The sequence below is a fragment of the Pseudomonas sp. N2-3-1-14 genome (assembly GCF_041228395.1).
In the GTDB taxonomy this organism is placed as follows: Bacteria; Pseudomonadota; Gammaproteobacteria; order Pseudomonadales; family Pseudomonadaceae; genus Aquipseudomonas.
In genome coordinates this window covers 4,858,498-4,883,006 of the sequence record NZ_CP166199.1, presented here as the reverse complement: position 1 = coordinate 4,883,006, position 24,509 = coordinate 4,858,498, and the positions used below count along the sequence as shown (strand labels likewise).

Below are 24,509 nucleotides of genomic sequence, written 5' to 3'. Positions count from 1 at the left end.
GCAGGAGTTTACTCCCGTGCCAATCTTCCGATCTTGGCGTAAAGCCCCTCGGTGAAAGCCTCCCGGTCACTCGACCGGTGGCAACGCTGATGGCAATTGGGGCACAAGGCTACAGCATTGGTCGTGCGATCCGAACCCTTCTGGGCGAGGTGCTTGACGTGATGTACTTCAAGAAATGGCTGGCCGTCGACCTCGAAAGGTGCGTTTGAACCGCAGCCTTCGCAGATGCCGTTGGCTTCTTTTAGTACCCAGGCGCGTACCTTTGGGTCGCGGACAAAGGCGGTGCTGACGGTCGATACCTTCTGTGGCTGGGCTATGCCGTCGGGTAGCTTATGGAAGGGTTGTTGCTGCAGTTTGGATGCGCGGCGGATCAGCGTTTGTTCGTCTGCCGTTTGGGCAGCATCTTCTGATTCGAACACGCCCTTTGCGGCCAGTGCATTGCGGATGCGTTGCTCTACGCCTGAGCCCACATTTTTGGCGGGCTTATAGCCCTCGATGCGGTCCCAGCCCATACGGACGAGCACGGTAGAGATATTTTGCATGCGAAACTCAATAGAACCCTTCGCACGGCCCGCTACCGGGCCGTCACGCAGAAGGCGGTTTTCGAGTGCTTTGTTGAAAGGTTGGCCGCTCTTTTCCCAGGCCAACATCTTCAAGTACGCCTCTACCGCCGCTGTCAGCTCAGCGTCGTTCCAGTCCGTTTTTTCTTTCGTAATATCCATACAGCCGCCGAGGGTAGAAAACCCTCGGACGATACTGAGTAGCCATTATTGCGTCTACGAAATTTCCTACAGTCTGGTGGGATTTGACCGTCTCTGAATTTGGAAATATTCAGATCACGGAGCATAAAAAAGCCCTGAACATGTCAGGGCTTCTTGATGTTGCCGACTTAGGAATTAATCCCAGCTCAGCGCGCCGCCGGTCTGGTACTCGATCACGCGGGTTTCGAAGAAATTCTTCTCTTTCTTCAAGTCCATAATCTCGCTCATCCACGGGAACGGGTTAGTCGTCCCTGGATACTCTTCCTTCAACCCAATCTGCGACAGACGACGGTTCGCGATGAACTTGAGGTAGTCCTCCATCATCGCCGCATTCATGCCCAACACGCCGCGAGGCATGGTGTCGCGCGCATATTCAATTTCCAGTTGAGTCCCTTGCAGGATCATCTGGGTCGCTTCTTCCTTCATCTCGGCATCCCACAAATGCGGGTTTTCGATTTTGATCTGGTTGATCACATCGATACCGAAGTTCAGGTGCATCGACTCATCGCGCAGGATGTACTGGAACTGCTCGGCCACGCCGGTCATTTTGTTGCGACGGCCCATGGACAGGATCTGGGTGAAGCCGCAGTAGAAGAAGATGCCTTCCAGCACGCAGTAGTAAGCGACCAGGTTGCGCAGCAGTTCTTTGTCGGTCTCGACGGTGCCGGTTTCGAACTTCGGATCGGAGATCGAGCGGGTGTACTTCAGGCCCCAGGCGGCCTTTTTGGCGACCGATGGGATCTCGTGGTACATGTTGAAGATCTCGCCTTCATCCATGGCCAGCGATTCGATGCAGTACTGATACGCGTGGGTGTGGATCGCTTCTTCGAAGGCTTGGCGCAGGATGTACTGGCGGCACTCCGGGTTGGTAATCAGGCGGTACACGGCCAGGACTAGGTTGTTGGCAACCAGGGAGTCGGCGGTGGAGAAGAAACCGAGGTTGCGCATGACGATGCGGCGCTCGTCGTCGGTCAGGCCTTCGGGGTTTTTCCACAGGGCGATGTCGGCGGTCATGTTGACCTCTTGCGGCATCCAGTGGTTGGCGCAGCCGTCGAGGTACTTTTGCCAGGCCCAGTCGTACTTGAAGGGCACGAGTTGGTTGAGGTCGGCGCGGCAGTTGATCATGCGCTTTTCGTCGACGGCGACGCGGGCGGCGGAGCCTTCCAGCTCAGCGAGGCCTTCGGCGACGTCGAGTTTGTCCAGGGCAGCCTTGGCGCGCACGATGGCGGCGGAGTCACTGGCGGTGACGGCGCGGGCTTCGATGGCGGCGGCAGCGCCGGCACCGTCGAGGCGGTCCATGTTGGCTTCGGTGGCGTGGCCGGCGTTGGCGCCTTTAGCGGCTACTTCGCCTTCTTCTTCTTTGTCGAATTCGTCCCAGCTCAGCATGACGTGTCGTCTCCTGCGTGAGGGCTCAAAGGTGCCCGTGTGAAACCGGATGGTTGGGTGTTCACACGGCCCAGAGGCCGCGGTGGATCTTAAGGAATCGTTTGTTGCAACAGCTCGCGCAGGCATTAAACGGAATTGGGTAACGGGTGTTCTGCGTGAGGCTTGAGGGGCGGAGCGACAGGTGCATGCTCCAGCGCAGGCTCAAGGTCTGGCTCTTCATCCCAGTGTAAAGGGATATTGCAGGCCCGATTTACCCGCGCATTATAGGGAAAAATTCGGCTTTGTGTTGCGGCGGATGGTCACGATTGAGCGCCAAAATAGCTTGGTTTTCGGCCAAGACGCGTGTTTGCAAGGCTTTGCCGGGACAGGAATTTTTTGACGGGCGGTGGGATAGGTTTTGTGGGGGCAGCAGAGGCGGGTAGGTGGCGGGCTTTGGGAGGTGGGTAAGGCTGAAATTGCCATCGCAGGCAAGCCAGCTCCCACATTTGTTTCATAGTGGGTTCGAAATAGGTTCTTGGCCGCAAGAACGATTACTTGCGGCGACCAAGATCCGGTTTAAACCTGACTCAATAACCTGTTACCCGTTAGAACAACCGTTGCCCATAACTTGGTAATTAAGAATATGACGTTGACCGTGTGAGTCTTCATATTCCATTTGTACCGGTACCACTTGGCATACTTCCGGAACAGTGCTCATGGACAATACTTTGGCAACATCCAGGTGAGTGCTGTAGGTGTAATCCTCAACGATCGGGGCGTTCTGGCCGGCCAGCTCGGTCGGGGCCTCATCGGCCAGGGCGGCGGTGGCGCACAAGCTGCTGAGGGCCATAACTACGAGAGCTTTCATTTCTTTACTTACCTTCTTCAGGGCGAAAGGGGTCACGGGGCCCTTATGAGGCCGCGTGTGTAACTTAAGAGTTGGGAAGTTCGGATTAACGTTGCCTTCGTGGGGGCTGTTACGTTGTTAATCACTGTGCCTTGTTGGCGGAGTTGATTTTAGGCTTGCGAGTTATATTCATATACCCGTGCTTTTGATAAACACTATTGGCGGTTTTTGTAACAATCCCCTGATAAAGGTTTTTTCATCCAGCCGGAAAGCCACGCAGGGCGCGGGCCAGAGCCGTAAATGGGCATGGCGGGGCAATTTGTAGGGGCTTGTTACTACCATCGTCGAATGGTTCTATGGGGGCGCCCCGGCTACAACAGGGCATACAAAAACAACTATTGTCACCGAGGTAAGAAAGATGAGTGCGGCTTCCCTGTACCCCGTTCGCCCCGAAGTAGCAGCCAACACGCTGACCGACGAGGCGACCTACAAGGCCATGTACCAGCAGTCGGTGGTCAACCCCGATGGCTTCTGGCGCGAGCAAGCCAAGCGCCTTGACTGGGTCAAGCCTTTCACCGCGGTCAAGCAGACCTCTTTCGACGACCACCATGTCGACATCAAATGGTTCGCCGATGGCACCCTGAACGTTTCCTACAACTGCCTGGACCGTCACCTCGCCGAGCGTGGCGACCAGGCGGCGATCATCTGGGAAGGCGATGACCCTTCCGAAAGCCGCACCATCACCTACCGCGAGCTGCATGAAGAAGTCTGCAAGTTCGCCAACGCCTTGCGCGGCCAGGATGTGCACCGCGGCGACGTGGTGACTATCTATATGCCGATGATCCCCGAAGCCGTGGTCGCCATGTTGGCCTGTACCCGCATCGGTGCGATTCACTCCGTGGTGTTTGGCGGCTTTTCGCCGGAAGCCCTGGCCGGTCGCATCATTGACTGTAAGTCGAAGGTGGTGATCACCGCCGACGAAGGCATCCGCGCCGGTAAGAAAATTCCGCTGAAGGCCAACGTCGACGACGCGCTGACCAATCCGGAAACCAGCAGCATCCAGAAAGTCATCGTGTGCAAGCGCACCAATGGCAACATCAAGTGGAACCAGCATCGCGACATCTGGTACGAAGACCTGATGAAAGTGGCGGGCACCGTGTGTGCGCCCAAAGAGATGGGCGCCGAAGAAGCGCTGTTCATCCTCTACACCTCCGGCTCCACCGGCAAACCCAAAGGCGTGCAGCACACCACCGGCGGCTACCTGCTGTATGCGGCGCTGACCCACGAGCGCGTGTTTGACTACCGCCCGGGCGAAATCTACTGGTGCACCGCCGACGTCGGTTGGGTCACCGGCCACACTTATATCGTGTACGGCCCGCTGGCCAATGGCGCGACCACGCTGCTGTTCGAAGGCGTGCCGAACTACCCGGACATCACCCGCGTCGGCAAGATCGTCGACAAGCACAAGGTCAATATCCTCTATACCGCGCCCACTGCGATCCGCGCGATGATGGCATCCGGCACCGCCGCCTGCGAAGGTGTGGACGGCAGCAGCTTGCGTCTGCTCGGTTCAGTCGGTGAGCCGATTAACCCGGAAGCGTGGGATTGGTACTACAAGAACGTCGGCCAATCCCGTTGCCCGATCGTCGACACCTGGTGGCAGACCGAAACCGGCGCCACTCTGATGAGCCCGCTGCCGGGTGCGCACGCGCTCAAGCCGGGTTCGGCCGCGCGGCCATTCTTTGGTGTGGTGCCGGCGTTGGTGGACAACCTGGGCAACATCATCGAGGGCGCTGCCGAAGGCAACCTGGTGATCCTCGATTCGTGGCCTGGCCAGGCGCGTACGCTGTACGGCGACCATGACCGCTTCGTCGACACCTACTTCAAGACCTTCCGTGGCATGTACTTCACCGGCGACGGCGCGCGTCGCGATGAGGATGGCTACTGGTGGATCACCGGCCGTGTGGATGACGTGTTGAACGTGTCCGGCCACCGCATGGGCACGGCCGAGATCGAAAGCGCGATGGTTGCACACCCGAAAGTCGCCGAAGCGGCGGTGGTGGGCGTGCCGCATGACATCAAGGGGCAGGGCATCTATGTGTATGTCACGCTCAAAAATGGCGAAGAGCCGAACGAAGCGCTGCGCCTGGAACTGAAAAACTGGGTGCGCAAAGAGATCGGGCCGATTGCGTCGCCGGATGTGATCCAGTGGGCACCGGGCTTGCCGAAGACGCGCTCGGGGAAAATCATGCGGCGGATTCTGCGCAAGATTGCCACGGCTGAATATGACGGGTTGGGGGATATCTCGACCTTGGCTGATCCGGGTGTGGTGGCGCATTTGATTGAAACGCACAAGACCATGAACGTCGCGTAAGGCGGGTTGGTGGGACGAAGCCCCATTCGGCGTGAGCTGGGTGGGGCTTTTTTGCAGGATATCGAAGCCAATGCAAATCCCCTGTGGGAGCGGGCTTGCTCGCGAATGCGATGGACCAGTTAGCAGATGTGCAGCTGACCCACCGCATTCGCGAGCAAGCCCGCTCCCACATTTGGAATGTATTTCATGGGCAAGGCGGTGTAGGTCTGACAGACCGACATAACCACCAAACCAATAAATATCGACTTCCCCCGTAGGACGTTTCTGAATGTTACCGAGGCCTGCAAATGTGTAACCCCACGCCCAAACCTGAAGCAAAGTGCTACGCCTGTGCCCCGAAAAGCCCCGTTTTAGACACCCTCTGAAATAAGATTAAACGCCAGACTTGCCGTGCTAGAAGGGTTTGCGAATAATAGGCCCGCAATTTGCAGCATCAACAGGTTTAATATCTTTTGTCTCTGCATAAAATTCAGAGGCTGTCAATGTGCTGGAACCGCTTTCTCAGTGCTTCTGTAAATTGTTGTCGCATTGAGGAAATATCGGCTTCCGGCCTGTCGTTAGAATGCCGATCACTCGCTCGTCGTCTCCCATGCTGAACCGGGGTAGGACGCAGCACCGCTATTCGGTTTCACTTAAGTCGCATCGTGGGCCACGGCTCATTCTGCTTTTTGCCCTACCGATGGAGTCCCAAGATGAAGAAACTTGTGCTGTTGGGCGCCCTGGCGCTGTCCGTGCTGTCGATGCAGGCCTTCGCTGATGAAAAGCCCCTGAAGATTGGTATCGAAGCGGCTTACCCTCCGTTTGCCTCGAAGGCGCCGGATGGCAGCATCGTCGGTTTCGACTACGACATCGGCAATGCCCTGTGCGCCGAGATGAAGGTCAAGTGCGTCTGGGTCGAGCAAGAATTCGACGGCCTGATCCCTGCGCTCAAAGTGCGCAAGATCGACGCGATCCTGTCGTCCATGTCCATCACCGAAGACCGCAAAAAGTCCGTGGACTTCACCAACCGTTACTACCTGAGCCCAGCGCAGCTGGTGATGAAGGAAGGCACCACGGTCAGCGACAGCCTGGATGAATTGAAAGGCAAGAAAATCGGCGTGCAGCGCGGTTCGATCCACGATCGTTTCGCCAAGGAAGTTCTGGCCCCTAAAGGCGCCACGGTTGTGCCTTACAGCTCGCAGAACGAAATCTACCTGGACGTGGAAGCCGGTCGCCTCGACGGCACCGTGGCTGACGCCACCCTGCTGCAAGACGGCTTCCTGAAAACCCCGGCCGGTAAAGGCTACGCGTTCGTGGGCCCACAGTTTACCGACGCCAAGTACTTCGGCGACGGCATCGGCATCGCTGTACGTAAAGGCGACAAGGCCGAGCTGGACAAGATCAACGCGGCTATCGCAGCGATCCGTGCCAACGGCGAATACAAGAAAATCCAGGACAAATACTTCGACTTCGATATTTACGGCGCTGACCCTAAGTAACTCGTCCTAGCTGTCTGTCCAGAATGGCGCAAGCAACAGAATTCCTGCGGTTTGCGCCATTTTTTCATCCCCCTTTTCGAGGACCTGAATCATGTTGAAAGGCTACGGGGCCGTCATCCTCGATGGCGCATGGTTGACGCTTCAGCTCGCCTTGTCGTCCATGGCCTTGGCCATTGTTCTGGGTCTGATCGGGGTCGCGTTACGCCTGTCACCGGTGCGCTGGTTGGCCTGGCTGGGTGACTTGTACTCCACGGTGATCCGCGGGATCCCCGACCTGGTGCTGATCCTGCTGATTTTCTACGGCGGTCAGGACTTGTTGAACCGCGTCGCGCCGATGCTCGGCTATGACGACTATATCGACTTGAACCCCTTGGCCGCCGGTATCGGCACCCTGGGTTTCATCTTTGGCGCCTACCTGTCGGAAACCTTCCGTGGCGCCTTCATGGCCATTCCCAAGGGCCAGGCCGAGGCCGGCCTTGCGTATGGCATGAGCTCTTTCCAGGTGTTTTTCCGGGTGATGGTGCCGCAGATGATTCGGCTGGCGATCCCTGGTTTCACCAACAACTGGCTGGTACTCACCAAGGCCACCGCGCTGATTTCGGTGGTGGGCCTGCAAGACATGATGTTCAAGGCCAAGCAGGCGGCAGACGCCACCCGCGAGCCTTTTACCTTCTTCCTCGCAGTGGCGGCGATGTACCTGGTGATCACCAGCGTGTCGTTGCTGGCCCTGCGCTATCTTGAGAAGCGCTACTCGGTAGGCGTAAGGGCGGCTGATCTATGATCTTCGACTACAACGTCATCTGGGACGCCATGCCGCTGTACCTCGGCGGTTTGGTGACCACCCTGAAATTGCTCGCCATCTCGCTGTTCTTCGGCTTGCTCGCCGCCTTGCCCCTGGGCTTGATGCGCGTGTCCAAGCAGCCGATCGTCAATGGTGCGGCCTGGCTCTACACCTACGTGATTCGCGGCACGCCGATGCTGGTGCAGCTGTTTTTGATTTACTACGGTCTGGCCCAATTTGAAGCCGTGCGCGAAAGCTTCCTGTGGCCGCTGCTGTCCAGCGCCACGTTCTGCGCGTGCCTGGCCTTTGCGATCAACACCAGCGCCTACACCGCGGAGATCATCGCCGGTAGCCTGAAGGCCACGCCAAACGGTGAGATCGAAGCGGCCAAGGCCATGGGCATGTCGCGTTACAAGCTGTACCGCCGCATCCTGCTGCCGTCGGCCCTGCGCCGTGCGCTGCCGCAGTACAGCAACGAAGTGATCATGATGCTGCAGACCACGAGCCTGGCGTCCATCGTCACCCTGATCGACATCACCGGTGCCGCGCGCACTGTGAACGCCCAGTTCTACCTGCCGTTCGAAGCCTATATCACGGCCGGCGTGTTCTACCTGTGCCTGACCTTTATCCTGGTACGCCTGTTCAAGCTGGCCGAGCGCCGCTGGCTCAGCTACCTGGCGCCACGGAAGCACTGATATGGAACGTATCGATCACCTGTTGCCCTGGGGCCACCTGGGCTGCGAGCGCCAGCTGAGCGTGTTTCGTTTCGGCAGCGGCGAGCGCAAGGCCTACCTCCAGGCCAGCCTGCACGCCGACGAATTGCCCGGCATGCGCGCGGCCTGGGAACTGAAAAAACGCCTCACCGAACTGGAACAGCAAGGTGCGCTCAATGGCGTGATCGAACTGGTGCCCGTGGCCAACCCGATGGGCCTGGGCCAGCTGTTGCAAGGCAGCCACCAGGGGCGTTTCGAAGTCGGCAGCGGCAAGAACTTCAACCGCGATTTCGTCGAGTTGAGCGAGCCGGTCGCCGCGTTGCTCCAGGGCAAGCTGGGCGATGACCCGCACGCCAATGTGCGCATGATCCGCCAGGCGATGAGCGATGCGCTTAGCGCGTTGCCCGAGCCGAGCAGCCAGTTGCAAGGCATGCAGCGCGTTTTGCTCAGCCACGCCTGCACCGCCGATATCGTCCTCGACCTGCATTGCGATGCCGAAGCCGCGCTGCACATGTACGCGCTGCCGCAACACTGGCCACAGTGGCGTTCGCTGTCGGCGCACTTGAATGTGAAAGTCGGCCTGCTGGCGGAAGACTCCGGCGGCAGCTCGTTCGATGAAGCCTGTTCGCTGCCGTGGTTGCGCCTGTCCCGGGCGTTCCCCGAGGCGCAGATTCCGCTGGCGTGCCTGGCGACGACCCTGGAGCTGGGCGGCCAGGCCGACACCGGCCGCGACGAGGCGATCTTCCACGCTGAAGGCATCCTCGCGTTCCTGGCCGAACAAGGCCTGATCAAGGGCGAATGGCCCGCGCCGCAGCATGAGCCGTGCGAAGGCCTGCCATTCGAGGGGACCGAGCTGTTGTTCGCGCCCCATGCCGGCGTAATCAGTTACCTGCGTAAAGCCGGTGACCGGGTGGAGACCGGCGAGCCGATTTTTGAAGTGATTGATCCCTTGACCGACCGCGTCAGCATTGTGTGTGCGGGCACGTCCGGGGTGTTGTTTGCCGTTGAACGGCTGCGTTATGCCCAAGCGGGTTTCTGGCTGGCCAAGGTGGCGGGGCGCGAAGCGCTGCGTCACGGGCGCTTGCTCAACGACTGACCACCTGTTTTTGTGAGAACCGACCGCATGTACAAACTTGAAGTCCAAGACCTGCATAAACGCTATGGCAGTCATGAAGTGCTCAAAGGTGTGTCCCTGGCCGCCGCGGCCGGTGATGTGATCAGCATCATCGGTTCCAGTGGTTCAGGCAAAAGTACCTTTTTGCGCTGCATCAACCTGCTCGAGCAACCTCACGCCGGCAAGATTCTGCTCAACAACGAAGAGCTGAAACTGGTGGCCAACAAAGACGGCGCCATGAAGGCTGCCGACCCGAAGCAACTGCAACGCATGCGTTCGCGCCTGTCGATGGTGTTTCAGCATTTCAACCTGTGGTCGCACATGACCGCGCTTGAAAACGTGATGGAAGCTCCGGTGCACGTGCTGGGCATGTCGAAAAAAGACGCGCGTGAAAAAGCCGAGCATTACCTGGCCAAAGTCGGTGTGGGCCATCGTAAGGATGCGTTCCCCGGCCACATGTCCGGCGGCGAACAGCAGCGTGTGGCAATTGCCCGCGCCCTGGCGATGGAGCCTGAGGTGATGCTGTTCGACGAACCGACCTCGGCGCTCGACCCGGAACTGGTCGGCGAAGTACTCAAGGTCATGCAGGACCTGGCCCAGGAAGGCCGCACCATGGTGGTGGTGACCCACGAAATGGGCTTTGCCCGTGAAGTGTCGAACCAGCTGGTGTTCTTGCACAAAGGCATCGTTGAAGAGCGTGGCAACCCGCGTGAAGTGCTGGTGAACCCGCAGTCTGAGCGGTTGCAGCAGTTCCTGTCGGGCAGCCTGAAATAATCAAGACTGCTTTGTGCACCGAGTTAGTGCATGCTTCACAGTCTTGAGATCGGCTCAATCCCCTGTGGGAGCGGGCTTGCTCGCGAAAGCGGTGGATCAGTCAGCAGATGAGTAGCTGGCCCACCGCATTCGCGAGCAAGCCCGCTCCCACATTGGATCTCCATATGTTTTGAGATTTGTGTTGGTTTCCGGCTAGCATTGGCCCTTGTCTTCATTACCGTTCTTCGTTTCGGATAGCACTCCATGACCGCCCATAAAATTGGTTTCCTGATTTGGCCCAGCACAAAAGCCCTGACGCTTGCGCTGGCTGAGGAGGCCTTGCGCGTTGCTCAGCGGGTGCATCCGGACGTGGTCTACGAGTTGTCGTTCCTGCTCGCCGAGCCTGCCACCGAAGGCGCCTGGCAATTGCCGGGTGAGCCGTGGGCCGGCAAGCTTGAGGGTTTCCAGAAACTCTTCCTGCTGGCAGACGAGCCGCCGACCGTCATCGCCTCGCAACTGAGCGCGGCGCTCAAGCAGCTTGTGCGGGCGGGTTGCGTGATCGGTGGCTTGTCGGCGGGTGTGTATCCGCTGGCGCAACTGGGTCTGCTCGACGGCTACCGCGCCGCCGTGCATTGGCGCTGGCAGGACGATTTTGCCGAGCGTTTCCCCAAGGTCATCGCCACCAGCCATCTGTTCGATTGGGACCGTGATCGCCTGACCGCCTGCGGCGGCATGTCGGTACTCGACCTGTTGCTGGCCGTGCTGGCCCGTGACCATGGCGCCGAACTGGCCGGCGCCGTCTCCGAAGAACTGGTGGTCGAACGCATTCGCGAAGGCGGCGAGCGCCAGCGCATTCCATTGCAGAACCGCCTGGGCTCCAGCCATCCGAAGTTGACCCAGGCCGTGTTGCTGATGGAAGCCAACATCGAAGAGCCGCTGACCACCGACGAAATCGCCCAGCACGTATGCGTGTCGCGACGACAGCTTGAACGCATCTTCAAGCAATACCTTAATCGCGTTCCCAGCCAGTACTACCTGGAATTGCGCCTGAACAAGGCGCGCCAGATGCTCATGCAAACCAGCAAGTCGATCATCCAGATCGGCCTGTCGTGCGGCTTCTCCTCGGGCCCGCACTTCTCCAGCGCCTACCGCAACTTCTTCGGCGCTACCCCGCGTGAAGACCGCAACCAACGCCGCAGCAGCAGCCCGTTCGAGTTGTCGTCGGTGCCGTCCGAGCGCGGCTGACCTCTGTTATTCCTCCATCGGTTCAGGTGTGGACGGTGGCGTCAGGGGCGCGCCCTGGGCGTTCAGGCCGGCTGCATCCACCTGCAGATCATTGCCCGTCTGGCGAAAATACTGCCGAAGGTGGTCCAGGCTGCCCTCCGACAGCGGGTTGCCGCTGAGGTCGGACTCGTCGTCCCACGGCTGGCGCATGCTTAGAATGTCGTCCGGGACCTGGGTGATCAGGTTGTCGCTCAGGTCCACGGTGCGCAAATAAGGGCGGTCAAACAGCCCGACCGGTACCTCGCTGAGCCCGCAGTTTTGCAGGTAGAGGCATTCCAGCCTGGGCATATTGTCCAGCTCAGGCGCCCCGCCCAGCGGGTTGTCACTCAAGTCCAGGTACTCCAGGTTACGCAAGTCGCGCAACTTGGCGCGGGCCCGCGGGCTGAGGCGAAGCCGACTTTGCGTCAACGTCAGGCTGGTCAGCCTTGGCAGGTTGAAGATCAGGTCGGGAATATCGCCCAGGGCGTATTGATCCAGTGCCAGCGTGCTCAGGTTAGGGAATGCACGCACCAGGCCTTCAACGTTGGTGGTGGTGCCTTCGCCGATGAGCTCCAGATGCGAAACATGTTCGAACCGTGCGCTCAAGGTGGGCAGCTCGCCAAAGATCGACGTATGGCACGTCAGCTTATGGGTCACGCCATACCCGCCATTGAAATCGTCGATTTCGCTCTCGCGGCGCCAGCCTTCCTCCAGTGTTGTCTTGATGGCAAGGCGCTGGATTTGCTCCTCGGCTGCTGTCTGTTCGTCCAGCGCCACATCAAGGATGGGATGCCGTTCGGGTACGGTCAGTGCCCAGAGGGTGAGGTCTGCACTGAGGCGCTCGTATTCGCTTTCCAGACGACGGATGGCGCCGTCAATCGCATCCAGATCGCCGGGCAGGCTGAAGATAAACACATTCACCTCCGCAGTGGTGAACGTCGGATACAGGGCTGCGATGCGCGCTTTATAGGCGCCGGGCGCATCGACCTGGAGGTGCTCGCCGCGGGTTTGGCAATAGCGCTTGAGCCGTTCCAGGGTCGCTCGTGACAGCGGGTTGGCAGATAAATCAAACGCGCTGGTAACTGGGGCCGGCCTTTGCAGCAGCGGTTCTGGGATCTGCGTGATCAGGTTGTGGCTCAGGTCTACGAGGTTGCGTTCGCGGGGCGTGAGCAGGCTCGGCGGAATCTCTGTGAGGCCGGTGTTGCGCAGTCCCAGGCTGTCCAGTGAGGTCATCGAAGCAAAGTCCGGGAGTTGCCCCAGAGGGTTATCGCTCAGGTTCAGCCGTTCCAGGTTGCTCTTTGCCTCCAGGGCCTGGACGGTTTTTGCTGACAGTCGCAGGTTGCAGCGTTCGAGGCTGAGGGTCGTGAGCTGTGGCAGTTGGAAAACCGGCTCGGGAATATCCTCCAGCGCATAGTCTTCAATGATCAGGTGCTGCACGTCCGAAAAACTCGCCAGCCAGTTTCCCACGTCCAACGGCTGAGCATCGCCACGGAGCCTGAGGGTCGACACGTGGGTGAATCGGCTGCTGAGTGTCGGCAGTTTGCCGCTTATGGGGGCAGAGATGTCCAGCGCGTAAGTGGGATAAATGTCGTTGCTGTGGTCGTCCTGCTTCAGTTGCCGACGCCATCCGGCGAGCAGCGCCTGTTTGAACGCCTCGCGCTGGTAGGGGGCGGTTTCACTGAGACCGGGGCTGTTCACCCAGGCGTCCAGCTCGTGGTTCAGCTGCTTGTAGTCAAGGTCACGCCGCGCCAGTTCGATCTTGCCCATTTCCAGGTTGCCCGGCAGGCCGAAAATCAGGCGGTTGATTTCGTCACTGCTCAAGGTTGGGTAAAGCATCTTCGCGCTGGCAATGTCCACCGGGGCCGCATTGGCCTCCCAATAACTGCCGGTGCGCTGGAAGTAGGTTTTGACCTGCTCAAGGGTCTGGCCAGACAGCGGGTTGCCGGAAAAGTCGAACGAATGACTGGTTGTCACGGGAAGCTCGAAAAGTGCGTCGGGCAATTCAGCAATGCGGTTGTCCCGAAACAGCGCGGTCTCCAGCTGGGGGCGCTGCAAAATCCCGGCAGGCAATTGCGTGATACCGGTGTTGCTCAAATCCAGAAAGTGCAGGCCAGGCATGTTCTCGACACTGGGTATGAGCCCCAGCGGATTGTTGAAGAGGTCGAGGGTTTTGAGCCGGGTCATGTTTTCAAGCGCGGTGCGGGTCTGGGCAGTCAAGGTGATGTTGCAATCGCTGAGGACCAGTTCATTGAGGCTGGGTATCGCGGGGACGCCATCGGGCAGTCTGTCGAGGTTGACGTTGCGCACGGTCAGGCGGCGCAGGAACGGAAACATCGACAGGAACGTGTCGATCTCCAGTGGCCCTTGCTCGCCCTCCAGCGACAGGCTGGAGATATGACCGAAACGCCCGGGCAGCACGGGAGGATGGCCGGCAATCGGCCAGTTCAAGTGCAGTTGATAGCCATTGGGGGCAGGCGGCTCGTAGTACGCATCAAGCGGGGTTTCCAGGCGCCAGGCCCGGCGCAGTTCATCGGCCCAGGCCGTGCGGTTGCGCCTGGCATAGGCGAGTTCCTGACGACTGATGCGCACCTCGGCGTCAGCGCTCAGGCGCGGCGTGGCCGTGATCCAGGCCTGCAAGTCGCGCTCAAGTTGCTGGTATTCGTTGCGCAGCGTACTCAGCGCCGTCGTGACCCCGCCGGGCGCTTGTTCCAGGCTGCGCACAATGTTGTCGATATGTGTGCGTGGCAACGCCGGGAACAGTTGTCGGGCGTGTTCATGCGCGGTCAGCGCGTGCTGCGCGCCGGGCATGGTCGTCGGCCGATAGCCCGGCATACCACCGCGCAGGCGCATGGTGTTTGGGTCGTAGGCGGGTTTGCCGACGGGGGCGTCCGCGAGCAACTCGCGCAGGTGCCAGCGGTGCAGGGCATGACGAGCAAGCGCCTGGCGCAGGGCCGGGCCCTGGCCGATATGAATGCCCAACGCAGCGCGCGCCGGGTCGGGCAGCGCCTGGAGCAGGGCGGTGTAGAAGTCGGTTTCGCCAAACAGCGGGCCGCTGCTGTCGGTGGGCACGTAGTCGCCGTTGGCGGTGTAAACCAGCGTGCGCTGAACGCTGGCGCGGTCATCACCGATCACGTCGCGCAACGGGCCATCAGCGGTGTCGTTTCTGACACTAATGCGCAGCCCGCGGGCCAGTTCGGCAAATCAGGCAGGGAGTGCAGGGCCAGGCGGTCAGTGTCCTGGTTGTCGATGCTGTCCAGGTACAGCCCTTCGTAGGCACGGCAGGCGCGTATTTCTCGCTGGGCTTCATGCGCCAACTCGATCAGGCGCCGTGGTACCCGGCCTTGATCGAGGGCGCGCAGCTCCTCAGGGCTGGCGATGGCGCGCAGGGCTTCAGCGGCGCTCACCGGCAAGCCCGGCGACGCGTCGACAAGCGCGCTCAGCTGCGCATCGTCGGTACGCTGCAGCGCGCGATACGCTGACTCGAACAGCGCCCAGCGTTTTTCCCGTGCCAGGTGGGCAAGTTTTTTCCTGAGAACACGCGTACGTGCTTGTAGCGAGGTTGTGGGATCGCCGAACGCTTCCCCAAGCAACGTCCTTCTCTGCGGTTCGTCCAGCGCTTCGATAAGGGTCTGGAGCAGGTCGCCATTGTTCAGTTGGTGCTCATGAATCTGGGTGACGCTGGCGTCTGGCGTGCCCGGGATTTCCCAGTGCGTGCGTCCCCGGCTGTCGATCAGGCGCAGGGTTCTGGTGGTGGGCCACAGCCCGTAGTTGGTCAAGAGCAGCAGTTGGGTCTGGGCATCGGCCAGCGCCTGGACACGGGGGTCATCACTGTTCATTTGGTCGATGAAGGTTTGCAGGTCCTGGTCGATTTTGAAGCGCTCAAAGGTGTCGGCCAGCAGCGGTGGCAGGGGTTCGCGGGTCATGTAGAGTTTGCGCAGCGCCGCGTCTTCGACACCGCTGACGTGGCGAATCTGTGCCAGTTGCAGGTCGCTGAAGTTTTGCGCCTGATGGCCCAGACGGCGCATCAACTGGGCGCTGTCCCAACTCAGCGGCCGGTCCAGCTCACTCACCCAGGCGCCTTGGCCATTGCTGTATGCCGTTGGGCGGTAAGCATTGGTGCGGGTGGGATGCTTGAAGTAATGCGTCTGGGTGCTGGGGTCGAGCCCCAGCGCGTAATGCGCGCCGGACAGGGGCAGGATGTCTTGCTCGCCATGCGTGTGCAGGCCGAGCGGGTTGGCGCGTGAGCCTTCGGGCAGCGTCACCGCGTGGGCGTAAGGCGCAAGGTCCGGTTGCCACAGCCGGGGCTGGCCATCGGGCAAGGTGACGGGTTTGAGGCGGTCGAAAAACTGCCAGAGTTCCGCGGGCAAGTGCTGGCGCAACAACCCTTCGGCAAGCGGCGGGCCGAGGGCGAACATGCCCAGTTGGACCATCTGCTCCAGCACTGACATCAGGTGCCCGAACGCCTGGGTCTTGAGGCCTTCGGCCCAGTCGACGATGCCCTCGAACGTGTCATCCAGCAGCTGATACGCGGTGTAACCCAGCATCAGTAAACCCACCGGCGGTACAAACGGCGCGGCGACCAGCGCGGCAATCTGCAGCAGGGCCGAGCCGATTTTTTCGAACAGGCTCCAGCGCTCCCAGCGGGTTTTCTGGTCGGCGCTGGCGGTGGACACGGCTTGAGCGCGTGCGTCATTGAACAGCTTGCTCACTGTGGTTTGGTAAAGGTGTTCGAGCACCGAGCCGCTGATCGGTGTGACGGCAAACTGCAGCTCAGGCTTGTCCACCGGCGTATCCCGCCAGGCAGGGCGCGGGTCGCCGCGGGTGTGCGCATGCCAGGTGACGCGGGACAGGCGCTGGCCGAGGTCGGCGAAAAAATGCCCGCGCTCGTCGTGGTTCACGAAACGGCTGAAGAATTGCTGGTACGCAGGCTGGCGCAGGTCGGCGGTCAGGGCCTGCATGAACTGCACGCTGGAGGGGTACTCCTTGAGCGGGTGTTGCGGGTCGTGCGGAATATAGGCAATGACGGGCACCACGTGATTGGCCCGCTCAAGGTTCGCGGAGGTAAACAGCACAATGCCTGTCAGCGGGCTGGACAGGATGCTCAGGGCGTGACAGCGCAGTGCGTTGCAGTCCGCCGGGTTGCTCAGCAATTGTTGCAGGCGCTGCGAGCTGGCTTGCGACAGATCGCCCTGCAGGCGCGCCACGTGCAGGGCGAGTCTCAGGTTGGCAATCTGGCTGGCGTCGAAGCGGTGTTGCAGGTAGGCAGCGGCGACGGGGTTGTTGAGGTCCAGGAAGTGCTCGAGGTAGGCGCTGTATTGGCCGCCAAGGTCCAGTTCGCGACACAGGCGTGTAAAGGCCGGCACGCTGATACGGGTGTCTATGTCGGGCAAGGTTTCGAAATGCCCGGTGGCGGTGGGGCGGGTGATAAAGCCGGACGGTGGCTCGTAGGCGTCGACAGTGGTTTCGCCAGCTTCAAAGTTATGCAGGGCGGCGTCCAGCAGCGACACGGTCCTGATCCGCGTTGCGCCGGAGCGCACCGGGAACCAGGGGATGGTTGCCGGTACAGATAGGCGCAGGTAGGTGCTGCGCACATCGCACTCCACACCGAAACGCTGCTTGAGCGCCTGTTGCAGCACGGGCGCGGCGAAGTCGGCGGGTGACTTGAGTGCGTCCATGGCCTTGTCGAGCCGGTTCTGGCTGATCCAGGCCTCACGGATCAGGCCTTTGAGCGCCGCGTCCTGCTCGGCTGAGGGCTGGGCGTACCACGCCGGGGCGCTGGTTTTAAGGGCGTTGCGACGCGCGGCCGACGCGTTGCCCAGCCAGTCGGGGATCGCGTTTTTGAGCGTTTCATGATGAACGTCGCGCGCCGGGATCAGCCGGTCGAAGGCGGGCACGCTGGGTTGCTGGCTCATTGCAAAGCTTCCTGAGGATAAAATGATGCCCTCAGCAGAACAGTTCGCCGTCGCCGATCCGTGTTAGATAATTAAGCGCGAGCCGTAAATCGGTGCCGTTGGGCGAGCCCACGGTTTAAACTGCGCCATTGCGATGCTATTTGTCGCATTGGCGTAAACCCGCTGAAAACGCGGGTTGGCGCTATAAGAAGTTGTCGCTTGGCGGCAAGGCCGCACTGAAAACTGTCCTTACAATCCCTGCATCGCCCGCCAGTTCCAGGCAGGCGTTCCTCTTCAGGAGACTCCGATGTCCGTTGAGCAAGCCCCGGTGCAACGTGCCGATTTCGACCAGGTCATGGTTCCCAACTACGCACCTGCCGCATTTATCCCTGTGCGTGGCGCGGGTTCGCGCGTCTGGGACCAGGCCGGTCGCGAGCTGATCGACTTTGCCGGCGGCATCGCGGTTAACGTATTGGGCCACGCCCACCCGGCGCTGGTCGGTGCACTGACCGAACAAGCCAACAAGCTGTGGCACGTTTCCAACGTCTTCACCAATGAGCCGGCCCTGCGCCTGGCGCATAAGCTGATCGACGCCACCTTTGCCGAGCGCGTGTTCTTCTGCAACTCCGGCGCCGAAGCCAACGAGGCCGCGTTCAAGCTGGCCCGCCGTGTGGCGTTCGACCGTTTCGGTACCGAGAAGTACGAGATCATCGCCGCGCTGAACAGCTTCCACGGCCGTACCCTGTTCACCGTCAACGTCGGTGGCCAGTCGAAGTACTCCGACGGCTTCGGGCCTAAAATCACCGGCATCACCCACGTGCCTTACAACGACCTGGAAGCGCTGAAAGCCGCCGTGTCGGACAAGACCTGCGCCGTGGTGCTCGAACCGGTCCAGGGCGAAGGCGGCGTATTGCCGGCTGAGCTGGCGTACCTGCAAGGCGCCCGCGAGCTGTGCGATGCGAACAACGCGCTGCTGGTGTTCGACGAAGTGCAAACCGGCATGGGCCGCAGCGGCCACCTGTTCGCCTACCAGCATTACGGCGTGACGCCGGACATCCTCACCAGCGCCAAGAGCCTGGGCGGCGGTTTCCCGATTGCAGCCATGCTCACCCGTGAAGACCTGGCCAAGCACCTGGTGGTCGGCACCCACGGCACCACGTACGGCGGCAACCCGCTGGCGTGCGCGGTGGCGGAAGCGGTCATCGACGTGATCAACACCCCGCAAGTGCTGGCTGGCGTGAATGCCAAGCACGAGCTGTTCAAGGCGCGCCTGCAACAGATCGGCGAGAAATACGGCATCTTCACCGAAGTGCGCGGCATGGGCCTGCTGATTGGTTGCGTGCTCAGCGACGCGTTCAAGGGCAAGGCCAAGGACGTGTTCAACGCGGCCGAAAAAGAAAACCTGATGATCCTGCAAGCCGGCCCCGACGTGGTGCGTTTCGCCCCGAGCCTGGTGGTGGAAGATGCGGACATCCAGGAAGGTCTGGACCGTTTTGAACGCGCCGTGAAGACGCTGACGCAAGCCTGATAGCGACACATTTTGCTGGCTGGACTGGGTCAAAAATGTGGGAGGGGGCTTGCCCCCGATAGCGGTGGATCAGTCACTGGATTTATCAACTGACAGACTGCTATCGGGGGCAAGCCCCCTCCCACATTGGATCTGGGTGAACTCAGATCCCGTGTCCGGCATTTTTTCCTCTATGAGTTTTTCGAGTTAAGGAGTGACACCATGCTGGTGATGCGCCCCGCGCAAATGGCTGATCTGGGCGAGGTACAGCGTCTGGCTGCGGACAGCCCGATTGGTGTCACCTCCTTGCCGGATGATGTGGAACGCCTGAGCGACAAGATCGCCGCCAGCGAAGCGTCCTTCGCGGCCGAGGTCAGTTTCAATGGCGAAGAAAGCTATTTTTTCGTGCTTGAAGACACCGAGACCGGCGAGCTGGCCGGCTGCTCGGCCATCGTCGCGTCGGCCGGTTACTCGGAGCCGTTCTACAGCTTCCGTAACGAAACCTTCGTGCACGCGTCCCGCGAGCTGAAGATCCACAACAAGATCCATGTGCTTTCCCAGTGCCACGACCTGACCGGCAACAGCCTGCTCACCAGTTTCTACGTGAAGCCTGCGTTGGTCGGTTCGCCGTGGTCGGAACTCAATTCCCGTGGCCGCCTGTTGTTCGTCGCCAGCCACCCCGAGCGCTTTGCCGACTCGGTGGTGACCGAGATTGTCGGCTACAGCGACGAGAACGGTGATTCGCCGTTCTGGGACGCCATTGGTCGCAACTTCTTCGACCTCAACTATGCCGCCGCCGAGCGCCTGTGCGGGCTCAAAAGCCGCACCTTCCTCGCCGAGCTGATGCCGCATTACCCGATCTACGTGCCGCTGCTGCCCGACGAAGCCCAGGAAGCCATGGGCCAGGTGCACCCGCGTGCGCAGATCACCTTCGACATCCTGATGCGGGAAGGCTTCGAGACCGATCATTACATCGACATCTTCGACGGTGGCCCGACGCTGCACGCGCGGGTTTCGGGCATTCGCTCGATTGCCCAGAGCCGCGTGGTGCCGGTGAAGATCGGCGAAATGGTCAAGGGGGCCGGCCGCCAGTACTTGGTGAGCAACGCGCAGTTGCAGGATTACCGCGCGGTGATGCTGGAGCTGGACTACGCGCCCGGCAAACCGGTGACCCTGGACCTGGCCGCGGCCGAAGCCCTGGGTGTCGGCGAAGGTGCCAGCGTGCGCCTGGTCGCTGTTTAAAGCAGAGTTTTGCGGGTGGCCTGGAGCAGGCGGCCCGTCTGAGGAGATAGCATGATCGTTCGTCCCGTACGCAGCAGCGATTTACCGGCCCTGATTGATCTGGCGCGCAGCACCGGCACCGGCCTTACCACCTTGCCGGCCAACGAAGAGCGCCTGACCCATCGGGTTGGCTGGGCGGAAAAAACCTTTCGCGGTGAAGCCGGGCGCGGCGATGCCGACTACCTGTTTGTGCTGGAAAACGACGAAGGCCGCGTGGTGGGTATTTCCGCCATTGCCGGCGCCGTCGGCCTGCGTGAGCCGTGGTACAACTTCCGGGTCGGCTTGACCGTCAGCGCCTCCCAGGAACTGAACATCTACCGCGAGATTCCGACGCTGTTTTTGGCCAACGACCTCACTGGCAACTCCGAATTGTGCTCGTTGTTCCTGCACGCCGATTACCGCAACGGCCTCAACGGCCGCATGCTGGCCAAGGCGCGCATGCTGTTTATCGCTGAATTCCCGCAGCTGTTTGGCAACAAGATCATTGCCGAGATGCGCGGCGTGTCCAACGACGCCGGGCGCTCGCCGTTCTGGGAAAGCCTGGGCCGGCACTTTTTCAAGATGGAATTCAGCCAGGCCGATTACCTGACCGGCGTGGGCAACAAGGCGTTTATCGCCGAGCTGATGCCCAAGTTTCCGCTGTACAGCTGCTTCCTCTCCGAAGACGCGCGCAATGTCATCGGCAAGGTTCACCCGGACACCGAACCGGCGCTGAGCATGCTCAAGAGCGAAGGCTTCAGCTACCAGGGCTATGTCGATATCTTCGACGCCGGCCCGGCGGTGGAGTGTGAAACCAGCAAAATCCGTGCGGTGCGCGACAGCCAGTCACTGGTGTTGGCCATCGGCACCCCAGGGGACGACGCCACGCCGTTCCTGATTCATAACCGCAAGCGCGAGGAGTGCCGCATCACGGCCGCTCCGGCCCGTCTGGCGGCAGGCACGCTGGTGGTCGATCCACAGACCGCCAAACGCCTGCAACTGGTGGTGGGTGATCAAGTGCGCGCTGTTGCGTTGTCTGCTGCTCGGGAGTCGAAATAATGAATTCGCTGTATATCGCAGGTAGCTGGCTGGCGGGCCAGGGTGAACTGTTTGAGTCGCGCAACCCGGTGACCCAGCAGGTACTGTGGACTGGCAATGGCGCCAGCGTCGAACAGGTCGAATCCGCCGTGCAGGCCGCGCGCCAGGCGTTTCCAGGCTGGGCCCGGCGCCCGCTGGAAGAACGCATCAGCGTGCTGGAAACCTTTGCCGCCACGCTGAAAAGTCGCGCCGACGAAATCGCCCGTTGCATCGGCGAAGAAACCGGCAAACCGCTGTGGGAATCGGCCACCGAAGTCACCAGCATGGCCAACAAGATTGCCATCTCGGTGCAAAGTTACCGTGAACGTACCGGCGAGAAGAGCGGCCCACTGGGCGACGCCACGGCCGTGTTGCGCCACAAGCCGCACGGCGTGGTGGCGGTGTTCGGCCCTTACAACTTCCCTGGCCATTTGCCGAACGGGCACATTGTCCCGGCGTTGCTGGCGGGCAATACCGTGCTGTTCAAACCGAGCGAGCTGACCCCGAAAGTCGCCGAGCTGACCGTGCAATGCTGGATCGACGCCGGCTTGCCGGCGGGCGTGTTGAACCTGCTGCAAGGCGCGCGGGAAACCGGTATCGCGTTGGCGGCCAACCCCGGTATCGACGGGTTGTTCTTCACCGGTTCCAGCCGCACCGGCAATCACCTGCACGAGCAGTTTTCCGGGCGCCCGGACAAGATCCTCGCCCTGGAAATGGGCGGCAACAACCCGCTGGTGGTCGACGAAGTGGCCGACGTGGATGCGGCGGTCTACACCATTATTCAGTCGGCGTTTATCTCGGCCGGTCAGCGTTGCACCTGCGCGCGTCGCTTGCTGGTGCCCGAAGGTGCCTGGGGCGATGCGTTGCTGGCGCGTCTGGTGGCGGTCAGCGCGACGATTGAAGTGGGTGCGTTTGATCAGCAGCCAGCGCCGTTCATGGGCTCGGTGATTTCCCTCGGCGCGGCCAAAGCCTTGATGGACGCCCAGGAGTTGATGCTGGCCAATGGCGCCGTGGCGCTGTTGGAAATGACCCAGCCGCAGGATCAGGCCGCGTTGCTGACGCCTGGCATTATCGACGTGACCGGCGTGACCGAGCGCGAAGATGAAGAGCTGTTCGGCCCGCTGCTGCAGGTGATTCGCTACGCTGATTTTGCCGCGGCGATCACTGAGGCCAACAACACCCAGTACGGTTTGGCCGCGGGCTTGTTGTCGGACTCCGAGTCACGCTACCAACAGTTCTGGCTGGAAAGCCGCGCCGGCATCGTCAACTGGAACAAGCAGTTGACCGGCGCTGCCAGCACCGCGCCGTTCGGTGGGGTCGGGGCGTCGGGCAACCATCGCGCCAGCGCCTATTACGCGGCGGATTATTGCGCGTACCCGGTGGCGTCTTTGGAAACGCCGAGCCTGGTGGTCCCGGCGACGTTGACCCCAGGTATTACGCTGATCTAAAGGTGGGAGCGGGCTTGTGGGGGAGCTGGTTTGCCTGCGATGCGGGCAACTCGGTCCTTTAGTCAAACCGCGCCGCTGCCATCGCAGGCAAGCCAGCTCCCACAGTTGATCGGGTTTACAGATAGAGAGTAGCGGTGGTGTGAAGATTGCTATTGATGCCTATAAAAACAGATGTTCGTGGAGCCTCGCCGATGAAATCCTGTGAAGTCAATTTTGACGGTCTCGTGGGGCCGACCCATAACTACGGCGGTTTGTCTTACGGCAACGTCGCGTCCCAGAGCAACAGCCAGCAGTCTTCGAACCCCAAGGAAGCGGCGTTGCAGGGGCTGCAGAAAATGAAAGCCCTGATGGACATGGGCTTTGTGCAAGGCGTGCTGGCGCCGCAGGAACGTCCTGACGTGGCCGCGTTGCGCAACCTTGGTTTCAGCGGCACCGACGCTCAGGTGATTCAGCAGGCGGCCAAGCACGCCATGCCGCTGCTGGTTGCCAGTTGCTCGGCCTCCAGCATGTGGGTGGCCAACGCCGCCACTGTCAGCCCGAGCGCCGACACGGCGGACGGCCGCGTGCATTTCACGGCCGCCAACCTCAACTGCAAATACCATCGCAGCATCGAACACCCGACCACCAGCCGCGTGCTGGGTGCGATGTTCGCCGACCAAAAACACTTTGCCCATCACGCCGCGTTGCCGGCGGTGGCGCAGTTCGGTGACGAAGGCGCGGCCAACCACACGCGCTTCTGCCGTGACTATGGCGAGGCCGGCGTCGAGTTCTTCGTGTTTGGCCGCAGCGCGTTCGATACCCGTTACCCCGCGCCGCAGAAATACCCGGCGCGCCAGACCCTCGAAGCCTCCCAGGCCGTCGCGCGCCTGCACGGCTTGAAGGATGACGGCGTGGTCTACGCTCAGCAGAACCCGTCTGTGATCGATGCCGGCGTGTTCCACAACGACGTGATCGCGGTGGGCAACGGCGAGGTGCTGTTCTACCACGAGGACGCGTTCCTCAATACCGAACAGATGCTCGCCGAGCTGCAAGGCAAGTTGGGCAAACTGGGCGGCAACTTCCAGTCAGTGTGCGTGCCGCGCGCCCTGGTCAGCGTCGAGGACGCCGTACGGTCCTACTTGTTCAACAGCCAGTTGCTGACCCGCGCCGACGGTTCGATGCTGCTGATCGTGCCGGAAGAATGCCGCGCCAACGAGCGCGTCTGGCAGTACCTGCAAGGCCTGACGGCCTCCGGCGGGCTGATCCGTGAAGTGAAGGTGTTTGATCTCAAGCAAAGCATGCAGAACGGCGGTGGCCCGGCGTGCCTGCGTTTACGCGTGGCGTTGAATGAAACTGAGCTGGCGGCGGTGAACCCAGGGGTTATCATGACCGCGCCGTTGTACGACACGCTGACCCAGTGGGTCGACAAGCACTACCGCGACAGCCTGCGTGAAACCGACCTGGCTGATCCGCAATTGCTGCTTGAGTGCCGGACGGCACTGGATGAACTGACGCAAATCCTTAAACTGGGCTCGGTTTATCCTTTCCAGATCAACTAGCGCCACTTTTTTTACACCCTATGGCTGAGAACTCTTTATGACCACCGACACCCTGAAACTGATTCTTGAAGACACCGACGGCACCCAGCTGGAAACCTCCTGCACCCGCGTCGCCGTGGTCTGGCAGGGCAAGGAAATCTGGATCCAGCACGACGGCCGTGGCCAGCTGCTGATTGGTGTGGACGTGGAAGAAGGCGACGCTGAATACGCCAACCTGCTGATGCGCCCATTGGCCACCAACCTGATGAGCCTGCAACTGGAAATGGAACCGGCCGACGTTGAAGGTGATGACGACGATCACGTTCACGGCCCTGGCTGCAACCACTAAGGAAGCTGCTT

General features: G+C 60.9%; 18 protein-coding genes. 13 read left to right on the top strand and 5 right to left on the bottom strand.

What is annotated here, in order from left to right; all coding sequences use genetic code 11:
• Positions 1 to 8 precede the first annotated feature (8 nt).
• The 3 genes from AB5I78_RS22530 to AB5I78_RS22520 all read right to left on the bottom strand — a co-directional run bounded on the left by AB5I78_RS22530 (position 9) and on the right by AB5I78_RS22520 (position 2,994).
• Positions 9 to 722, bottom strand: coding sequence for an HNH endonuclease (locus AB5I78_RS22530; RefSeq protein WP_370003729.1), 714 nt, complete (start codon positions 720 to 722; stop codon positions 9 to 11).
• 174 nt (positions 723 to 896) lie between these two features.
• The gene (locus AB5I78_RS22525; RefSeq protein WP_032879817.1) at positions 897 to 2,147 is read right to left on the bottom strand and encodes a ribonucleotide-diphosphate reductase subunit beta; all 1,251 of its coding nucleotides are present in this window, start codon (positions 2,145 to 2,147) and stop codon (positions 897 to 899) included.
• A gap of 577 nt (positions 2,148 to 2,724) precedes the next feature.
• Positions 2,725 to 2,994, bottom strand: coding sequence for a DUF2790 domain-containing protein (locus tag AB5I78_RS22520; RefSeq protein ID WP_145159385.1), 270 nt, complete (start codon positions 2,992 to 2,994; stop codon positions 2,725 to 2,727).
• Positions 2,995 to 3,391: 397 nt separating this feature from the next.
• Between AB5I78_RS22520 and acs the strand changes: the two genes are divergently transcribed.
• The 7 genes from acs to argR all read left to right on the top strand — a co-directional run bounded on the left by acs (position 3,392) and on the right by argR (position 11,431).
• The gene (acs, locus tag AB5I78_RS22515) at positions 3,392 to 5,347 is read left to right on the top strand and encodes an acetate--CoA ligase (RefSeq protein WP_056861684.1); all 1,956 of its coding nucleotides are present in this window, start codon (positions 3,392 to 3,394) and stop codon (positions 5,345 to 5,347) included.
• Positions 5,348 to 6,039: 692 nt separating this feature from the next.
• Entirely contained in the window at positions 6,040 to 6,825 is a 786-nt protein-coding gene (locus AB5I78_RS22510) for an ABC transporter substrate-binding protein (RefSeq protein WP_106576110.1), read from the top strand.
• Positions 6,826 to 6,916: 91 nt separating this feature from the next.
• Positions 6,917 to 7,606 carry an ABC transporter permease gene (locus tag AB5I78_RS22505; RefSeq protein ID WP_032886746.1) on the top strand — a complete coding sequence of 230 codons (690 nt, stop codon included), beginning with the start codon at positions 6,917 to 6,919 and terminating at the stop codon, positions 7,604 to 7,606.
• Positions 7,603 to 8,301 carry an ABC transporter permease gene (locus AB5I78_RS22500; RefSeq protein ID WP_106576111.1) on the top strand — a complete coding sequence of 233 codons (699 nt, stop codon included), beginning with the start codon at positions 7,603 to 7,605 and terminating at the stop codon, positions 8,299 to 8,301. The genes AB5I78_RS22505 and AB5I78_RS22500 overlap by 4 nt, the downstream gene beginning before the upstream one ends.
• 1 nt (position 8,302) lies before the next feature.
• A complete protein-coding gene (locus tag AB5I78_RS22495) occupies positions 8,303 to 9,415 on the top strand; it encodes a succinylglutamate desuccinylase/aspartoacylase family protein (protein ID WP_369301486.1) in 1,113 nt (370 codons plus the stop codon).
• 27 nt (positions 9,416 to 9,442) lie between these two features.
• Positions 9,443 to 10,207 carry an ABC transporter ATP-binding protein gene (locus AB5I78_RS22490; protein WP_003214336.1) on the top strand — a complete coding sequence of 255 codons (765 nt, stop codon included), beginning with the start codon at positions 9,443 to 9,445 and terminating at the stop codon, positions 10,205 to 10,207.
• Positions 10,208 to 10,450: 243 nt separating this feature from the next.
• On the top strand, positions 10,451 to 11,431 hold the full coding sequence (gene argR / locus AB5I78_RS22485) for a transcriptional regulator ArgR (RefSeq protein ID WP_106576113.1): 981 nt from the start codon (positions 10,451 to 10,453) through the stop codon (positions 11,429 to 11,431).
• Positions 11,432 to 11,437: 6 nt separating this feature from the next.
• On the opposite strand, the gene AB5I78_RS22480 is transcribed toward argR, so the two are convergent.
• On the bottom strand, positions 11,438 to 14,581 hold the full coding sequence (locus tag AB5I78_RS22480; protein WP_369301489.1) for a leucine-rich repeat domain-containing protein: 3,144 nt from the start codon (positions 14,579 to 14,581) through the stop codon (positions 11,438 to 11,440).
• On the bottom strand, positions 14,578 to 17,361 hold the full coding sequence (locus tag AB5I78_RS22475; protein ID WP_369301485.1) for a dermonecrotic toxin domain-containing protein: 2,784 nt from the start codon (positions 17,359 to 17,361) through the stop codon (positions 14,578 to 14,580). Before AB5I78_RS22475 ends, AB5I78_RS22480 begins: the two co-directional genes overlap by 4 nt.
• Positions 17,362 to 17,647: 286 nt before the next feature.
• On the opposite strand from AB5I78_RS22475, the gene AB5I78_RS22470 reads away from it, so the two are divergent.
• The 6 genes from AB5I78_RS22470 (at position 17,648) to AB5I78_RS22445 (ending at position 24,498) form a co-directional block, all read left to right on the top strand.
• Positions 17,648 to 18,868 carry an aspartate aminotransferase family protein gene (locus AB5I78_RS22470; protein WP_145159375.1) on the top strand — a complete coding sequence of 407 codons (1,221 nt, stop codon included), beginning with the start codon at positions 17,648 to 17,650 and terminating at the stop codon, positions 18,866 to 18,868.
• Positions 18,869 to 19,069: 201 nt separating this feature from the next.
• Entirely contained in the window at positions 19,070 to 20,089 is a 1,020-nt protein-coding gene (gene aruF, locus AB5I78_RS22465; protein ID WP_106576116.1) for an arginine/ornithine succinyltransferase subunit alpha, read from the top strand.
• 51 nt (positions 20,090 to 20,140) lie between these two features.
• Positions 20,141 to 21,166: an arginine N-succinyltransferase gene (gene astA / locus AB5I78_RS22460; RefSeq protein ID WP_003193612.1), complete on the top strand. Its 1,026-nt coding sequence runs from the start codon at positions 20,141 to 20,143 to the stop codon at positions 21,164 to 21,166.
• Entirely contained in the window at positions 21,163 to 22,632 is a 1,470-nt protein-coding gene (astD, locus tag AB5I78_RS22455; RefSeq protein ID WP_369301488.1) for a succinylglutamate-semialdehyde dehydrogenase, read from the top strand. Before astA ends, astD begins: the two co-directional genes overlap by 4 nt.
• Positions 22,633 to 22,823: 191 nt before the next feature.
• A complete protein-coding gene (gene astB, locus AB5I78_RS22450; RefSeq protein ID WP_369301483.1) occupies positions 22,824 to 24,170 on the top strand; it encodes an N-succinylarginine dihydrolase in 1,347 nt (448 codons plus the stop codon).
• Positions 24,171 to 24,207: 37 nt separating this feature from the next.
• Entirely contained in the window at positions 24,208 to 24,498 is a 291-nt protein-coding gene (locus AB5I78_RS22445; RefSeq protein WP_003214319.1) for a hypothetical protein, read from the top strand.
• The last annotated feature ends 11 nt before the right edge of the window (positions 24,499 to 24,509 follow it).

Excerpts from the sequence above, each read along its gene's own strand:
- AB5I78_RS22530 (WP_370003729.1), bottom strand. The coding sequence starts at position 722 with ATGGATATTACGAAAGAAAAAACGGACTGGAACGACGCTGAGCTGACA.
- AB5I78_RS22525 (WP_032879817.1), bottom strand. The coding sequence starts at position 2,147 with ATGCTGAGCTGGGACGAATTCGACAAAGAAGAAGAAGGCGAAGTAGCC.
- AB5I78_RS22520 (WP_145159385.1), bottom strand. The coding sequence starts at position 2,994 with ATGAAAGCTCTCGTAGTTATGGCCCTCAGCAGCTTGTGCGCCACCGCC.
- acs (WP_056861684.1), top strand. The coding sequence starts at position 3,392 with ATGAGTGCGGCTTCCCTGTACCCCGTTCGCCCCGAAGTAGCAGCCAAC.
- AB5I78_RS22510 (WP_106576110.1), top strand. The coding sequence starts at position 6,040 with ATGAAGAAACTTGTGCTGTTGGGCGCCCTGGCGCTGTCCGTGCTGTCG.
- AB5I78_RS22505 (WP_032886746.1), top strand. The coding sequence starts at position 6,917 with ATGTTGAAAGGCTACGGGGCCGTCATCCTCGATGGCGCATGGTTGACG.
- AB5I78_RS22500 (WP_106576111.1), top strand. The coding sequence starts at position 7,603 with ATGATCTTCGACTACAACGTCATCTGGGACGCCATGCCGCTGTACCTC.
- AB5I78_RS22495 (WP_369301486.1), top strand. The coding sequence starts at position 8,303 with ATGGAACGTATCGATCACCTGTTGCCCTGGGGCCACCTGGGCTGCGAG.
- AB5I78_RS22490 (WP_003214336.1), top strand. The coding sequence starts at position 9,443 with ATGTACAAACTTGAAGTCCAAGACCTGCATAAACGCTATGGCAGTCAT.
- argR (WP_106576113.1), top strand. The coding sequence starts at position 10,451 with ATGACCGCCCATAAAATTGGTTTCCTGATTTGGCCCAGCACAAAAGCC.
- AB5I78_RS22475 (WP_369301485.1), bottom strand. The coding sequence starts at position 17,361 with ATGAGCCAGCAACCCAGCGTGCCCGCCTTCGACCGGCTGATCCCGGCG.
- AB5I78_RS22470 (WP_145159375.1), top strand. The coding sequence starts at position 17,648 with ATGTCCGTTGAGCAAGCCCCGGTGCAACGTGCCGATTTCGACCAGGTC.
- aruF (WP_106576116.1), top strand. The coding sequence starts at position 19,070 with ATGCTGGTGATGCGCCCCGCGCAAATGGCTGATCTGGGCGAGGTACAG.
- astA (WP_003193612.1), top strand. The coding sequence starts at position 20,141 with ATGATCGTTCGTCCCGTACGCAGCAGCGATTTACCGGCCCTGATTGAT.
- astB (WP_369301483.1), top strand. The coding sequence starts at position 22,824 with ATGAAATCCTGTGAAGTCAATTTTGACGGTCTCGTGGGGCCGACCCAT.
- AB5I78_RS22445 (WP_003214319.1), top strand. The coding sequence starts at position 24,208 with ATGACCACCGACACCCTGAAACTGATTCTTGAAGACACCGACGGCACC.